Source organism: Paenibacillus sp. LC231 (genome assembly GCF_001860525.1).
Taxonomy (GTDB): Bacteria; Bacillota; Bacilli; order Paenibacillales; family Paenibacillaceae; genus Paenibacillus_AQ.
In genome coordinates this window covers 98,571-112,862 of sequence record NZ_JFOM01000010.1, presented here as the reverse complement: position 1 = coordinate 112,862, position 14,292 = coordinate 98,571, and the positions used below count along the sequence as shown (strand labels likewise).

General features: G+C 50.8%; 15 protein-coding genes. 7 read left to right on the top strand and 8 right to left on the bottom strand.

Features of this window, described 5'->3' with window-relative positions; all coding sequences use genetic code 11:
• Positions 1-143: 143 nt before the first annotated feature.
• Genes AK95_RS06670 through AK95_RS06655 form a run of 4 tightly spaced genes read right to left on the bottom strand, consistent with a single transcriptional unit; the run spans position 144 to position 4,580 of the window.
• On the bottom strand, positions 144-920 hold the full coding sequence (locus tag AK95_RS06670) for a PHP domain-containing protein (protein ID WP_071219197.1): 777 nt from the start codon (positions 918-920) through the stop codon (positions 144-146).
• A 34-nt stretch (positions 921-954) separates the two neighbouring features.
• Positions 955-1,764, bottom strand: coding sequence for an energy-coupling factor transporter transmembrane component T family protein (locus AK95_RS06665; RefSeq protein ID WP_071219289.1), 810 nt, complete (start codon positions 1,762-1,764; stop codon positions 955-957).
• A complete protein-coding gene (locus tag AK95_RS06660; protein WP_071219196.1) occupies positions 1,739-3,697 on the bottom strand; it encodes an ABC transporter ATP-binding protein in 1,959 nt (652 codons plus the stop codon). Before AK95_RS06660 ends, AK95_RS06665 begins: the two co-directional genes overlap by 26 nt.
• Positions 3,690-4,580 (bottom strand): DUF8171 family membrane protein, encoded by an 891-nt coding sequence (locus AK95_RS06655; protein ID WP_071219195.1) that lies wholly within the window; start codon positions 4,578-4,580, stop codon positions 3,690-3,692. Before AK95_RS06655 ends, AK95_RS06660 begins: the two co-directional genes overlap by 8 nt.
• Positions 4,581-4,776: 196 nt before the next feature.
• Here AK95_RS06655 and AK95_RS06650 point away from each other — a divergent pair, with 196 nt between their 5' ends.
• The 4 genes from AK95_RS06650 (at position 4,777) to AK95_RS06635 (ending at position 9,677) form a co-directional block, all read left to right on the top strand.
• Positions 4,777-5,619 (top strand): MurR/RpiR family transcriptional regulator, encoded by an 843-nt coding sequence (locus AK95_RS06650; protein WP_071219194.1) that lies wholly within the window; start codon positions 4,777-4,779, stop codon positions 5,617-5,619.
• A 419-nt stretch (positions 5,620-6,038) separates the two neighbouring features.
• A complete protein-coding gene (locus AK95_RS06645; RefSeq protein ID WP_071219193.1) occupies positions 6,039-6,782 on the top strand; it encodes a hypothetical protein in 744 nt (247 codons plus the stop codon).
• Between the two features lie 15 nt (positions 6,783-6,797).
• Positions 6,798-8,486 carry a vWA domain-containing protein gene (locus AK95_RS06640; RefSeq protein ID WP_071219192.1) on the top strand — a complete coding sequence of 563 codons (1,689 nt, stop codon included), beginning with the start codon at positions 6,798-6,800 and terminating at the stop codon, positions 8,484-8,486.
• Positions 8,487-8,537: 51 nt separating this feature from the next.
• On the top strand, positions 8,538-9,677 hold the full coding sequence (locus tag AK95_RS06635) for a toxic anion resistance protein (RefSeq protein ID WP_071219191.1): 1,140 nt from the start codon (positions 8,538-8,540) through the stop codon (positions 9,675-9,677).
• A gap of 131 nt (positions 9,678-9,808) precedes the next feature.
• On the opposite strand, the gene AK95_RS06630 is transcribed toward AK95_RS06635, so the two are convergent.
• A complete protein-coding gene (locus AK95_RS06630) occupies positions 9,809-10,210 on the bottom strand; it encodes a type II toxin-antitoxin system death-on-curing family toxin (RefSeq protein WP_071219190.1) in 402 nt (133 codons plus the stop codon).
• The gene (locus AK95_RS06625) at positions 10,207-10,452 is read right to left on the bottom strand and encodes an AbrB/MazE/SpoVT family DNA-binding domain-containing protein (protein ID WP_481855816.1); all 246 of its coding nucleotides are present in this window, start codon (positions 10,450-10,452) and stop codon (positions 10,207-10,209) included. The genes AK95_RS06630 and AK95_RS06625 overlap by 4 nt, the downstream gene beginning before the upstream one ends.
• 193 nt (positions 10,453-10,645) lie before the next feature.
• On the opposite strand from AK95_RS06625, the gene AK95_RS06620 reads away from it, so the two are divergent.
• Positions 10,646-11,593, top strand: a complete 948-nt coding sequence (locus tag AK95_RS06620) for a phosphotransferase enzyme family protein (RefSeq protein ID WP_071219188.1) — start codon at positions 10,646-10,648, stop codon at positions 11,591-11,593.
• 112 nt (positions 11,594-11,705) lie between these two features.
• Positions 11,706-11,840, top strand: coding sequence for a hypothetical protein (locus tag AK95_RS35115; RefSeq protein ID WP_260066772.1), 135 nt, complete (start codon positions 11,706-11,708; stop codon positions 11,838-11,840).
• A 170-nt stretch (positions 11,841-12,010) separates the two neighbouring features.
• Here the strand turns inward: AK95_RS35115 and AK95_RS06615 are convergent, their stop codons facing one another.
• Complete coding sequence (locus AK95_RS06615) at positions 12,011-12,604, bottom strand: NAD(P)H oxidoreductase (protein WP_071219187.1); 594 nt, start codon at positions 12,602-12,604, stop codon at positions 12,011-12,013.
• The gene (locus tag AK95_RS06610) at positions 12,570-13,604 is read right to left on the bottom strand and encodes a Rossmann-fold NAD(P)-binding domain-containing protein (protein WP_071219186.1); all 1,035 of its coding nucleotides are present in this window, start codon (positions 13,602-13,604) and stop codon (positions 12,570-12,572) included. The genes AK95_RS06615 and AK95_RS06610 overlap by 35 nt, the downstream gene beginning before the upstream one ends.
• A 179-nt stretch (positions 13,605-13,783) precedes the next feature.
• On the opposite strand from AK95_RS06610, the gene AK95_RS06605 reads away from it, so the two are divergent.
• Positions 13,784-14,122 carry a winged helix-turn-helix transcriptional regulator gene (locus tag AK95_RS06605; RefSeq protein WP_071219185.1) on the top strand — a complete coding sequence of 113 codons (339 nt, stop codon included), beginning with the start codon at positions 13,784-13,786 and terminating at the stop codon, positions 14,120-14,122.
• Positions 14,123-14,292: the final 170 nt, after the last annotated feature.

The following is a 14,292-nucleotide window of genomic DNA, read 5'->3' as shown; positions in this document are numbered from 1 at the left end:
TCGAGTCGCAATATAACAATCTTTCGGAAACGCAAGGAGCCTGGACATGGATACATGCCCAGGCTCCTTTTTCGTCCATGAATGTACATGGATAATACTCAGTGGGGGTGCCTTTTGAACTTTGGAGCAGTTTCAACCTTTACCTAGATGACGGCAGAGGGGGATTGGAGCCGGATGATCTCCTTCATGAGCTTTTTCAGCATGACGGATGCTTTGACCTTAATGGGCAGGCTGTCCGAGACATGAAGCTGGTAAGCGCCTTGCATAATGGCACTTTTAAGCTCGTCGGCGGACTCGCAAGGCATTTGCAGCTCATTATAGACGCTTCCGAATTGGAGGCATTGATGCGTATCGCTTCCCGCCGTAACAGGTTTGCCGAGATCGGCAGCGAAACGTTGAACCTGATCTTGATTGGCTTCGCTGCCGTATTGATACATATCCTTGGCATTGAGATCGAAGGCGTCCAGGCGGCTCAACTGACTGCGGGTGAGATGGTGGAGCGGCGTGCTCTCCCGGAACGGATGGGCACCGATCTTGAGCAGCGGGAAGGCTTCGGCCAAGTCCATCAGATCATCAAAGGGAATGAAGGAGCCCTTCTCTGTATATCCATCTAGCTGGCGGCGGGTCTCCAGAATATACTCCTTCCGGCCAATTAGCAGAATGTGACCGGTCTCCCGAATATCCACTTCCATGCCCGGAAAGATTTTCAATCCGTCTGCATCGTAATATTCGCCATTGTAGGGAAACATCCGGTCAAGCTGCTGGTACACTTCTTCAAAATGGCGCGTATTGAAATGCTCGGTCAGAGCGAGCGCATCAAGGCCGTTGTCCAGCGCCTCCCGAATCATCTCTTCATAATAAACTTTTGAGAAATCGGACGCTTTGGACAATTTGGCATGGGTATGAAGATCAATTTTCATATTCGAACACTCCTCGTATAAGTCAGTGGTAAGGTCAGCCGATCCAGAACAATAATGCGGTATATGCTGCCGTCCCGGACAGGAACAGCACATCCCTCGCGGACAGGGTCAGGTGGGACAGCTTCAGCTTCTTGGCGGTCGGATTCTTCATGCCGTAGGAGAACCCGCGGGTCTCCAGTGCTTCTACTGTTGTGCGGGAACGTTTGGCAGTTGCCAGCATCAAGGGGAAGAAGGATAGCACCAGCAGCTTTATATAATAGGCTGCGAGCCGCCAGTAGAGGAAACCCAGGCGTTCCGGCGCTTTTCCCCGCAATCGGTAAGAGAGCATTACATTGCGGAATTCTTCGAACAATACGGGGAGAATCCGATAGCCGTACGACAAGCTGAATGAGAAGGCGGCAGGCATGCCGAGCGCAAGCAGACCGTCGCTGATTTTCTCGGGGTCCATGCCGGAGAAGACTGTAATGCTCGCAAGCGATACAACCGACAGCTTTAAGGTGAGCTTCAGCAGCGGCAGCGCGGAACTGATGTCCCCGCCGAAAAAGAGGGACACAATAAACAGCCAGCCGACCTGGCTGATCAAGCCCAGGCATAGCACAATGATAATAAACGGCGTTACCCGCGACAGAACGGTGGTAACTACCATCATCAGAAACAATCCGGCCAGCACGGTGATGCTAGAGATGAACCAGGGAGCGATAGCGAAGAACAGGTACCAGATCAGCATGCATCTAGGGTCCAACCGGGAAAGGGAGGCATGGCCGCTTCCGTAGGCGGTATTCATCAACTCGAGTTGAATCCGTTCAATCGTAATCTTGTTAAACCAGTTGCGGACTAGCTGCATGGCTGTGAATCTCCTTTCCGCTCATAATGCCGTACATATGCTGCGCAAACTCGACCGGCGAGCTGGTTGGGGGCATGACGCCCAGCCTTGTCGATAAATCCATCATCTGAGTCGGTGCAAGCCCGGCCCGGGAAATAAGCTCCGTATCGGCGAAGATCTCGGAGACGGTGCCGTCGCCGGCCACGACGCCTTGATTTAACACGATGACTCTGGTGGCCCATTCGTGAACCAGCTGCATATCATGGGTGGCGATGATGACGGTGCGGACATGGCCCTCCAGCTCCTGCAGCGTATTCATCAGCTCCTCGCGAGTGGACATGTCCAGATTGGCCGTTGGCTCATCGAGCAGAATCAGCCGGGGCATCATGGCGGCTCCTATGGCCAAGGATACTCGGCGCTGCTGTCCTCCGCTTAGGAGACGGGCGTCCCGATCCTTAAGGGGCTCAAGCCGGAAATGGGTCAGCATGCGATGAACCCTGTCCTCGGCTTCCGGGAGGCGGCGGCTCTTTAAGCTATAGGCCACTTCTTTATACACATTATCTTCAATGAACATATCCTCTGGATTCTGGAAGACGTAAGCCACGTTAGCGGATATTTGCTCCATTGATAAATCCTTGGTATTCCTACCCATAATCGAGACGGAGCCGTGGGAAGGCTTGGCGATGCCGGCAATCAGCTTCAGAAGAGATGATTTGCCCGCGCCGTTGTTGCCTACAAGCGCGATGCGCTCCCCTTCATACAGGCGAAGATCAATGCCCCGGAGCACTTCATGCTCTGCTTTATGAATCGTTCGGTAGCGCAGTACGGATCGGTTAAAATGTACGAGCGTGCTATGCTCCATTTGCCGTTCTGTTTCAAACTCCTGTCGAGGACTGTGCTGGTCGGAATCCGGGTTCTTAACGGTTGTGTCAGCCGGTGAAGCATCGTCAGCTCTCGCGCCGGTTGGTGTATGATCAAGCAGCAACGGGGTATTCGTGTGCCTGTGCAGAAGCTCTCCAAAATAGACTTCTGCTGCCTCAGCCGTAATAGGGTAAGGCTGCTTCAGCCGATATCCGGACAATCTCATAGAATGAGAGCCGGAGCCGACCGTTATCGAGTGTCCATCCTGCGGGCTGCGGGGAGCCATACCGCCATTCAGCAGAATCGCAGACAGCTGTACCGCTGCTTTGGTCACCTGGGGGGGCTGGATGCCCAGCCGCTCCAGATCTTCAAGGCTGTTCAGCGCTTCGATGACCGGGCGCTGCCACAGTACTTTCCCCTGCTCCATCAGGCACACTTCCTCGCAGTAGTCGGCAATAAACTCCGTATGATGCTCAATCACGATAATGGTTTTTCCATGAACCTGATTCAATTGGCGCAGCACATCATACACCTGCCTGGCGTGTTGGGGATCGAGCTGGGATACCGGCTCATCCACCACGAGAATGTCCGGTTCCAGCGAGAGGGCTCCCGCCAAGGCGAGCAGATGCTTCTGCCCGCCGCTCAGCTCCCAGATATAGCGCTCCTTCAGATGGGTTAATCCGCACATATCGAGTGCCCTCGAGCCCATGGCCCGGTAGTCCGGGAGTCCGTAATTGAGCGGAGCGAAGTTGGCTTCATCCATGACCGTCGGACGGACAAGCTGGTTATCAAAATCCTGATAGACATACCCTACCATACGCGACAACTCGGAGACTGTCCGGTTCTCGGCGGAAACCCCGCAGATTTCAACGGTTCCCGTGAAGTCGCCTGCATAATAGTGGGGAATCAATCCGTTGAACAGCTTGCAGAGCGTGGATTTGCCGCAGCCGTTTCCTCCGATGATCGCCGTAAAGCTGCCGCGGCGAATATGCAGGGACGCCTCATTTAGCACGGGCTGCTCCGAACCGGGATAGACGAAGGTGACGCCTGCGATTCGGATTGCCGGGTTGTCATGAACGAACGGTTTAGACATAAGGCGGGTTCTCCGACATTTTCTCTTCTTGAAGACCGCGGTTTCTCCTGGCCCGCATGAACGTCAAGGCCGCAATGGCAACGATGGCGGCTGCACCGATGCTGATCCAGATTGCGCCGATGCCGAACCGGTCTGCAAATCCGCTGTCCCACTCGCCGAAGTTCCAGTCCGTTTCCGAAAGGGATTCCGCTCCGAAGGCAACCAGCGCCAAAGCGATTCCAGCCAGGACCAGCTTGGGCGAGATGATGCCGGCAGCTTCGTATTTGGTAAGCTTTTGGCGGGGTTTAATGCCGAGCAGTGGTTCGATTTTTCCATACAACCTTGGAACCAGATATAATGTAGGCAGAAGAGCGAACAGAATGCCGGAGAACAGCACATCGTTCAGGAAACCGATGCCTTCGACAAGCACCACGCTTTGTGCAAGCCCGGGTACGGCTTCGAATTCCTCGACGCCGATCCAGACCTTGCCGATGTCTACCAGAGAGCTGCACAGCTGATGGATGATGACGCCCGACATGGCGGCGATGCCTACCTGGGCGCGATTGAGGGGATTTTTGACCATGCGGCCGGCAACGTACATGGCGAAGGAGAAGGTAAGAAACTTCTCCAGCTCGCCGAGGCCGCCGAATTGTCCGAGCATGAGTTCACCGAAGATGACCTCGCCGAGCGCTGCCCCCACAGCCGCGTAAAAAGGATGGAACAGCATGCAGAGCGTCAAGGGGATGAACGCGAAATATTCGACGGACAGCTCGATCGGACCCAGGCGGAACGCGGGGATGAGCTCAGTGAACATGTTGGATAGGCCGTACAGCGACATGGACAACACAAAAATCATCATTTTCTGCGAAGACGTTAGGGTATAGACCCGTGAATTGCTTGCCATTAAAAAGAAGCCTCCTTGGGAATGGATTTGTTATCAGTATAGGAGGCGATTATTAAAATGAACGGAGTACTATGTCAACGCATTGTAATATTTTTTACATAGATGTGATAATGAAATAAAATTTACATAACAATCACGGCGTATGATGAGTTCATACCGAACGCTGAAGACTGATCGTAGAAGGAGTGTTGCAGCAATGAAAAATTGGTTTCCCGATAAATCCGGATTTTCACCGAGTCAGCTCAAAATTGCCGATTTTATCGAACGTTATCCTGAGGAGATGCTGTTCATGACTGAGCAGGAAATCGCCGATCGGCTTGGCACCAGCATCGCGACCGTATCCCGGTTTTGGCGTGCCGTCGGTTACGACAATGCCAAGGCGTTTAAGCTCAAGCTGCGGGAGTCCTCAGATTCGACGCCTGCGGTGAAACTGGAAAAGACGATATCCCGGCTGGACGCGTCCAGTTTGCCGGTGAAAATGCTGGAGCAGGCGAAGCAACATCTGCAGGATACGATAGAGCGGATCCATCCCGATGAGCTGGAGGAAGCAGCCGGGCTGATGGCTTCGGCAAGACGCGTCTATATCTATGCACCAGGTCCATCCCTGTCGCTGGGCGAGCTGTTATCGTACCGCTTATCCCGGTTCGGCATGTCGGTGCGGATCATGGCCGGGAGCGGCCATGAACTGCTGGAATCGCTGGCACACATGGAAAGCGAGGATGTCGTACTGATCTTCAGCTTCACCCGGATGCTCCCGGAAACGGAGGTCATTCTGGACTGCGTAAGCCGCGTGCAGAATGCGGCGATCATGATCACTGACCGGGAGGACTTTCGTTATGGAACACCGGCGCGAATCTCGTTCTATGCCAGTCGGGGGGATATGGGCGAGTTTCATTCCATGGTGACGCCGCTATTGCTGATCGAGCAGCTCATTCTGAGCATCGGCATGCTGAATAAGGAGAAGGTGCTGCGCAAGCTGGATTATTTAGGTGAACTGCGGACTAGGTATGCGGATAAGCTGCCGCGAGGCAAAGCTTAAAGTCTGCTCGAAGGTGCCCTTCTATTAATAGCAGAAGTCTTTCAGGTAATCCCTGAAGGACTTTTTTTGTGCCTTTTGTCGCAGAACCATTGGATTATTTATGTGATTTTGTTATAGTTACCCTGATCTAGCTTGCCTCAGCTCGACCTCCTGTTCTTCCTGCAACTCTCTGCGTCTGCACCTGGCGTTCAAGTCACAGGACGAAAATGTGAACGTCATCTTGACCAGGCGAGGATCTGATACAAAAATGGAGTGAATTGTGAATCGGCTGGCCTATTGCGCGAGGAAAATGCATCTAACTTCGAATTGAGACGTAGTATGTGTTATATCCTTATGTATCTATGTTTTACGGATGTTTCAAAAGGCGGTTATAGGTCGAATCAGTCATCGCTCTATAGGAGTAGGGGAGGTGTTAATTCTTGAATGGCTCGAAATCCGTGAAGCTGCTCCTGCTTATGGCGGTTATCGCGATCGTGAATATTGTCCTGGTTTCACCCGGGTTCCTTGGATTTCAGATCGGCGGCGACAGCGCCTTCCAGTCGGCATTGGTCATCACCGTATGGGTTGTCAGTGTTCTTGCACTCTTTTATGGCAGTTATGTCTTGTTATTCAAGCCTCCGGCTGCGAAGGCGATCCAAACGATTCAGACCCGTGAGGATTACATAGACGCGCTTCACCATTATCGCAATGTGAAAGTGCTGAAGAATGATATCGCCCTTGCCCTGGACCAATTGGAGCGAATCGAGAAAAAGAGGAATGCGCTGCTGAATGTCCTGGGTCAGCGTTTTGAACCAACAGAGCTCAGTTACAAGAAATTCATGGCGGTTATCGATGAGGTGGAGAAGCTGTTTTATCTCAATATCCGAGGAATTCTGAACAAGCTGGGTGTCTTCGCCGCATCTGATTTCAACCGCATGGGTGATCAGCCCAAAGCCTCCCAGCTATCCGGCAAGGTGGCGCAGAAAAAAACGGCGTTATACCAAGAGTATCTGTCTTACGTGACCGGTTATCTGGAAGCGAATGAGGAGATCATGCTCAAGCTTGATAAACTGCTGCTGGAGATTTCCTTGCTTGGCAGCACCGATTACCGGGATGTGGAAGAGATGCCCTGCATGAAGGAAATCGATATGTTAATCAAACAAACCAAATTATATAAGCAATAAGAGAGGGAGATGATTATGCGAAGCAAGGGTAGTGCTTTTGTTGTATTAGTGGCCATTGCAGTGGTCGTGTTTGTTCTGGTGTACGCGGGAATCACATTAACCTCGAACCTGGGCAAGAGCGAAGCCGAGGTCGATTCGGAAGGCGCGGCTAAGAAAATCAACAAAATCTACAAGGACATTGTGGTCACGACGGCGGACCCGATAAAAGGTCAAGTCGATCTGGACCCGGTGGCCGTAGCAGACTCCCTGCCTGATATATCCAAATTCCCAATCTCGGTTGAGAATACAACGGACTTATACGTCGAAATTTTCTCTTCTCCCGAGAAAGCAGGGCCGGGCATTGACGGATGGCTGAATGAAGTGGCAGAGGAATTCAACAAATCCAAGCCGGTAGTGAACGGCCAGCCGGTATCCGTGAAGATCCGCAATATTGCTTCGGGAACCGCAACCGATTACATAACATCCGGGAAGTACGTGCCGGACGCTTTTACCCCTTCCAATGAGCTGTGGGGGGAGATGGTTAAGGAATATGGCGTCAAAGCCGAGCTAGTATCCAAGCGTCTCACGGGGAACGTGACCGGCGTTGTCACCCGAAAGGCCAAATATGACGAGCTGGTAGAGAAGTACGGCTCCTTGAACGTCAAAACGCTGACGGATGCGATAGCGAATAATGAGTTGGCGATGGGGTATACGGATCCTTTTGCCAGCTCGACGGGTCTTAACTTTCTGATCACGGCCCTTGAAACGTTTGACAGCTCGGATCTGCTTAGTGAAAAAGCGGTACAGGGCTTCGAAAAATTCCAGGCGAACGTCCCTTTCACGGCTTCGACCACGATCCAGATGCGCGATGCGGCGAAGTCCGGCATGCTGGATGCCTTTGTCCTGGAGTATCAGACCTATGTCAATGCGGCGGATATGAAAAGCGGTTACGTCTTTACCCCGTTTGGCGTAAGGCATGACAGTCCTTTGTATGCGCTCGGGAAATTGCCGAAGGAGAAGCTGGAGATCATTAAGAAATTTGCGGCGTTTGTCGAGCAGGACAAATACCAGAAGATGGCCGACAAAAAAGGGTTCAACGGTTTGAATGATTACCAATCCGAACTTGAAGTTGTTGACAGCAGCCTGCTGCCGTCCGCCCAAAAGCTGTGGAAGGAGAAGAAGGACGGCAACAAGCCGGTTGCGGCCGTGTTTGTGGCGGATGTGTCGGGGAGCATGGACGGTGAGCCGTTAAACCGCCTCAAGGAATCGCTGTTGACTGGGCAGAAATATTTGGGCCGGGACAACAGCATCGGCTTCGTATCGTATTCCACGGATGTCACGATTAATCTGCCGATCGGCAAGTACGACTTGAATCAGCAGTCGATGTTTGTCGGGGCGATCAACAGCCTTGAAGCCAGCGGGAATACCGCGACCTTTGACGGCATTGTGGTGGCGATGAAGATGCTTCAGGACGAGATGGCGGCAAATCCGGACGTGAAACCTCTGATTTTTGTGCTGAGTGACGGAGAGACGAACGTTGGCCACTCTCTCGACGATATTCGGGAACTGATCCAGGCCTACAAAATCCCGGTGTACACGATTGGCTATAATGCCAACATCCAGGCGCTTCAAAGCATCTCCAGCATCAATGAAGCTGCCAGCATCAACGCCGATACCGATGATGTCGTATACAAAATCAGCCAGCTGCTGAATGTGCAGATGTAGCATCATTACAAGCGATATAAGAGTTCACAGAAACTTGTAGGAGGGGTTATATTGTCATTTACGATGGAAGTCATAAGTCCCGAGGAGATCAAGACGGCGATTGAGGAGCAGGTGAAGCCTGAGCCGGAAGAAGTCACGCAGCTGAAGGAGCTGGCGGCTAACAATGTGCAGGCCATCATGGAGCTGGATATTGAATCGCTCGAGAAGCGAAGACAGGTGCTGCAATCCATTGAAAGCTTTGGCATCGGCACGATGAGATCCTCCTCGGAGAAGAATGCGCTCCTGCAGGTTCAGGTGGGGAGATTATCGAAAACCGGGGATGAAGGCGGTCAAGTGGCTAAAGGGTTAACGGAGCTGCAGCTGCAGCTGAAGGATCTGGATCCGAGCGTTGTGGATTTTGCGAAAAGCGGTCTTCTGGGCATGGTATTTAACCCGCTGCGCCGATATTTTGCCAAGTTTCAAAAGGCGGATGCCGTCATTTCGGACATCATCATTTCTCTTGATAAAGGAAAAACCGTATTAAAGAATGACAACACCACGCTGGAGATTGAACAGCAAACCCTCCGCGAGCTCACCAAAAAGCTGCAAAAGGAAATTCAGCTGGGCATGCTCATGGACGCAGAGATCGAATCCCAGGTCGAGGCGGCTAAAATACGGCAGGAGTCGGAGGATAAAATCCGGTTTATTACTGAAGAGGTGCTGTTTCCGCTGCGCCAGCGCGTGATGGACCTGCAGCAGATGCTGGTCGTGAACCAGCAGGGGATCATGGCGATTGAAGTGGTCATCCGGAACAACAAAGAATTAATTCGCGGCGTGGATCGGGCGAGAAACGTAACGGTAACGGCGCTGAAAATCTCGGTCACGGTGGCTAGTGCCCTGTACAACCAGAAGATTGTCCTGAAGAAAATCGAACTGCTGAACGAAACCACGAACAACCTGATCAGCGCCACTTCCAAAATGCTGAAGGATCAGGGCGCGGCGATTCACAAGCAATCGCTGGAAACGAGCATTTCCGTCGATACCTTGAAGCAAGCGTTCACGGATGTGCTGTCAGCGCTTGATTCCATCAGCACATATAAGCAGGAGGCTCTCCCACGGATGCGTGAGACGATCCACCAGTTCAGTGAGCTGGCGGTAACGGGCGAGCAGCAGATCCAGCGCTTGGAGCGGGGGCAGAAGCTGGGACTGTAGCGTAGGCGGGGACATCATCAAATAAAGAGTGTGCGGTTACGAGACTGCACACTCTTTATATTTGGATAAAGCCTTAGGCTCGCAAATAATTAAGCAGGATCCGCTTGAGAATCGCCAGGGGTCGCTTTTTATTACGTTATTTCAATGGAATATTCTTTAATAAGGGACGTAAGTTCTTGAAAGGTGAATTTGTGATTAACCATATCGACCGTGAAGTTCTCTGCTTGTTTTTGATCCATGATAAATCGATATCCGTTATAGCGTAAAAACAGGAGAAGAGCCGTGAAGGCGGTTCTTTTATTGGCGTTTTGAAATGGGTGATTTTGTCCTAGTGATTCAAACAATGCAGCTGACTTTTCCCAGATAGATAAATAGGCGTCCTCTCCAAAAGCTGACGATTTAGGCGGATGGAGGGCCGACTCAAGCAAATGCGGACTCTTTACACCGATATGCTCGCCGACACTATATTTCTGTATCATAGCGACGTTAATGGCGATAACCTCTTGGGAGGTTAGATAACGTATAGGGTTCATCGATCTTTTAACCCTTTTAGGGTCTGGTCGTATTCGCGCATAATCTCAGACAAAGTATCTAAGAAATCAGGGCTGATGCCGTCAGGTAGGGAGACTTTGTTAGCTTTTTTAATGATGATCTCACCATCGGTTTGATTAACATCTATTTGTACCGTATCGCCTAGTTCTAGACCAATCAGTTTGAGGGCATCCGTCATTGTAATTCCCAGGCTGTTGCCAAACTTAGTGACTTTCCGTTCCATTTCGTTCACCCTGCTCATATAAAGTTTTCCTTCTTAATTATATTATTCAACTGGTATAACAATTTTACATTGACTGAGAAATAAGATAAATACTCTTGTAGTAGCGGTTAAATGCAGGAGCAGGCTATCCATATGCAGAAATCAATGGTCATTGAATGCTTGATCACCCGGATGGTGAAGGGAGGCGATGCAAATGGAACGAAGAAGGGAACTTATGGCAGCCGCTGTAAACAGGTTCGGACTCTTGGAGCGGGATCGACTTCAGACGCATTTTTCCGAACACAGCCTTGTCTGTTCTTATCGTAAGGGTGCGGAGACCGTGTATGTACGCTTGACCGACGAGTCCCATAAACCGTATGCAAAGATTGCAGGCGAGGTGCAGTGGGTCGAGTTTCTCGGGAGAAACGGCGTTTGCGTTGCGAGGCCGCACTACTCGGCGGCAGGAAATCTTGCGGAGCGGATTCGGACGGAGGATCATGACTATACGGCGGTCTGTTATGAGGAAGCCAAGGGGCGTCCGGTCGGGGAGAACGATGCCAATGAGAGCTTATACGGGCAAATGGGCCAATTCATGGGGCGCATGCACGACATCGCCAAGAGGTACATCCATCTGGATCCCGTTACAAGACGGCCCGATTGGTCGGATGAGGCGGAAAAAGTTCGACGTATTGATTTACCGCCATCCGAGAAAGAGATCACCCTTCGTTATCAGGCATTGCTCCATTATATATCGGAGCTTCCGATCGCTGAGGACGCTTATGGACTGATCCATGCGGATTTTCATTTCGGCAATTTTTTCGTGCATGAGGATTCATTGTGTCTGATTGATTTTGATGCGAGCCGATATTCATGGTTCGTGGATGACATTGCGGTGGCCGCGTTTTTCTCAGGTTTAACCGAAGAAGCCGATTCGGACCCGGACAGGTTTCTGATCCCGTTCCTGGAAGGATACCGTCTGGAGCATCATCTGGAGGAGAAATGGCTTCGAGAAATCCCGTATTTCATGAAGCTGAGAGAAATGGGTCGGTATATCAAGCTGTTCCATGCCTGCGGCGGAGCATTCGACAAACTCCATCCGTGGGGGCAGTGGTATATGAAAGGGCGTAAGGAAAAGATTTTACGAAGCTTTCCGGCCATTTAATAAACGCAGCCTTGGATCGAAAGACGGAACAAGGCTTTTTTAATTTGTGTAAAAACCCGCCGCGGTTGATTCCATCGTGAAGGCGAAGCTCTTGAAAGAAGGAACAATGTGCATGCACGATCGGCAGTCTAAAAAAGGCCCGGAATTCAGTTATGAAGAAGCATTAAATAAGACGCATGAAGGACTAGCCGTTGCCAGTGGAGAATGCAACGAGATGACCAAGGTAGATTATGGTTCGGAGAATTGAATGTAGAGTTGTTTTATCAGTGGTTGATGCAGACTATATTTCACCGATTCTGCTGACGTATCAAAATGGCATGAGGTTGAACGATCAGTAGTACATAAAAAAAATCGACCTCACTTGAGGTCGATTTTTTTATGATTTTTAAATTAGGCTCTGCTTCTATTATAAAGCAATCATTTCACGCTCACTCCAGAATCGGCATAATGCAATCCCAGCTGATAAGCTCGTTCGAGCAAACTCTCCATATGCTCCGGTCTGGCCTCTAGCGTATCATAGAAGAATTCCACGCGGGAATTCTTGATTCCGGAGTAGTCGGCCATTCCAACATTGAGGGAAAGGGATAACATCTGATCATAGCCCCGCTTGGCAAAATGATCCTCCGAAGCCCCTGCTAACGCAAGCCATAACACCTGTTGGTGATGAAGCTTTGAGCCGCCGCCGTAAGCGAAGCCATGATTCCAGACACGGTCGATATACCCTTTCAGCATGGCAGGGACTCCGTACCACCATACCGGGAAGATATAGGCCAGCGCGTCGTGCTCCTTCATCCGTACGATTTCAGCCTCAACCTCAGGAGAATAGATCTTGGAAGGGTCAGACCAATCGGGTTCGTCTGCCTCCCACAGGACCGGATCGAAACCGATGCGGTGGAGGTCCAGAATTTCCGTTTCATGCCCGGCGTCCCTAAGCCCTTGTACAAACTTATCGGTAACTGCAAAAGTAAAGGAATTTTCACGTGGATGTGTAACAACTGTTAATACCTTCATGAGGTTCACCTTCTCTTTCTTCTCTTCGAATTTGAATACCAAATTGTTCAATACGTGCCATTGCAGTTTCAAGAGGAACCAGCGTTTCCGGCAGATAGAAGCCTCCGGGAGCAGGAGATGAGCCGTCCCAGCCCAGAATGCGCTCAATGGACAGGAGAATACCGAGGGCCGTAAAATGCGCCTGTCCCTTCGGATCGGTCAACGTGATTCTCCGTTTCGCGTAACGGCCGTCAAGAAGTACGCCTTCAAGGTCAATGTAGAGGTCTTGGGAGGCCCTGCCTCCAGCCCGTGTTCCTATGGAGTCATGGATGGCGAAGTCGAATCGAATATTAGGCGCTCCCGTAACAGCCGCGAGGCTTGGAACATCCAATAAACTCATGGGATGGCCTTCTACCCGGGAACCATTAGAAAGACTTATGCTTCTCGGATACTTCGCAGCCTCAACCCATTTCCATATCCTGTTTTCCCGGATAAGGGCACGGTTGATAAACCCTTCGGTATCTTCCAGCGTCATAGGGCCCATCGGATCGCGTTCATCATAATGACCAGCCAAGCCGATCGATTGGACGCTTTGGAAGGACTTCGCCTCCTGATACGCGACCAAGGTCAGAATTCCCGCTTGCGAATGTCCCAGAGGGACAATGGGTGCTTGAGGGGGATGACTTTGCATGGCGAATAGCATAGGTGTCAGCTCGTCGGCAAGCTTCGTGATTCCGATATGTGCAATTCCTTTTGCAAGGGCTTCTTGAATGAGGAAGTCGGCCGGATCCTGAATCGTAGAAACGACGAGGTCGGCTTGATCCAGCTCCCCTGGAGCCAGACCCTGGCGGATATCTAAAAAAGCGGTGCGGGCGTTTCCTAGCTCCTGTACCAATAAGCTCCCCTTCTCGGGATTCCTTCCGGCGAGAATAATCTCGGTTTCTTGATTGATTGTTCGGATATGCCGGGCAACGGCACTCCCGATTACGCCATAACCTCCGGCAATGTAAATACGCTGCATGTTATTTCACCCCCATGTTTTTATGATGCAGTACTGGTATAAGGGGATTATGTAACATATAATGACGGAAAGGAAGTACGCACTTAATTGTTCTATAAGCACCTAAAAGTATCATTAGTACCCCAAAGTGCCTGTTGTCAGAGATATGCCACTTACGTTCAAAAAGGAGAGAAGTTCTTATGAATGGGGAGCGACAATACAATATTCCGTCTGAGGCGACCATGGACGTAATCGGCGGCAAGTGGAAGGTCATTGTGCTGTGTCACTTAAGTTATGGCCCCAAGCGAACGAGTGAAATTAAGAAGCAGATGCCGGATATTACGCAGAAAATGTTAACCCAGACGCTGCGGGAGCTGGAGGAGGATGGGATTATCACGCGAACGGTCTTTAATCAAGTGCCGCCTAAGGTCGTGTACGAGCTGAGTGAAATGGGCATTTCGCTGCAACCGATCCTTGATCAAATCTGTGAATGGGGCGAGATGTACTTGAATGGGAAATCGAAGGTAGTTACACCTTGAGGACAGACAAAATAAAAGCTGCTGACCTAATAAAGGCCCCGCAGCTTTTTTTATTTTCCAATAGAGTGTTGTCGCTCAAAATTTCTCATAGGGTAGAGGATAAGTCCAGATACCCGCAGAATAATTTAGTTCTTTAGACTCATCTCAGACCGGGAGCGTTCGAACATTTC

Excerpts from the sequence above, each read along its gene's own strand:
- AK95_RS06670 (WP_071219197.1), bottom strand. The coding sequence starts at position 920 with ATGAAAATTGATCTTCATACCCATGCCAAATTGTCCAAAGCGTCCGAT.
- AK95_RS06665 (WP_071219289.1), bottom strand. The coding sequence starts at position 1,764 with ATGCAGCTAGTCCGCAACTGGTTTAACAAGATTACGATTGAACGGATT.
- AK95_RS06660 (WP_071219196.1), bottom strand. The coding sequence starts at position 3,697 with ATGTCTAAACCGTTCGTTCATGACAACCCGGCAATCCGAATCGCAGGC.
- AK95_RS06655 (WP_071219195.1), bottom strand. The coding sequence starts at position 4,580 with ATGGCAAGCAATTCACGGGTCTATACCCTAACGTCTTCGCAGAAAATG.
- AK95_RS06650 (WP_071219194.1), top strand. The coding sequence starts at position 4,777 with ATGAAAAATTGGTTTCCCGATAAATCCGGATTTTCACCGAGTCAGCTC.
- AK95_RS06640 (WP_071219192.1), top strand. The coding sequence starts at position 6,798 with ATGCGAAGCAAGGGTAGTGCTTTTGTTGTATTAGTGGCCATTGCAGTG.
- AK95_RS06630 (WP_071219190.1), bottom strand. The coding sequence starts at position 10,210 with ATGAACCCTATACGTTATCTAACCTCCCAAGAGGTTATCGCCATTAAC.
- AK95_RS06625 (WP_481855816.1), bottom strand. The coding sequence starts at position 10,452 with ATGGAACGGAAAGTCACTAAGTTTGGCAACAGCCTGGGAATTACAATG.
- AK95_RS06620 (WP_071219188.1), top strand. The coding sequence starts at position 10,646 with ATGGAACGAAGAAGGGAACTTATGGCAGCCGCTGTAAACAGGTTCGGA.
- AK95_RS35115 (WP_260066772.1), top strand. The coding sequence starts at position 11,706 with ATGCACGATCGGCAGTCTAAAAAAGGCCCGGAATTCAGTTATGAAGAA.
- AK95_RS06615 (WP_071219187.1), bottom strand. The coding sequence starts at position 12,604 with ATGAAGGTATTAACAGTTGTTACACATCCACGTGAAAATTCCTTTACT.
- AK95_RS06610 (WP_071219186.1), bottom strand. The coding sequence starts at position 13,604 with ATGCAGCGTATTTACATTGCCGGAGGTTATGGCGTAATCGGGAGTGCC.
- AK95_RS06605 (WP_071219185.1), top strand. The coding sequence starts at position 13,784 with ATGAATGGGGAGCGACAATACAATATTCCGTCTGAGGCGACCATGGAC.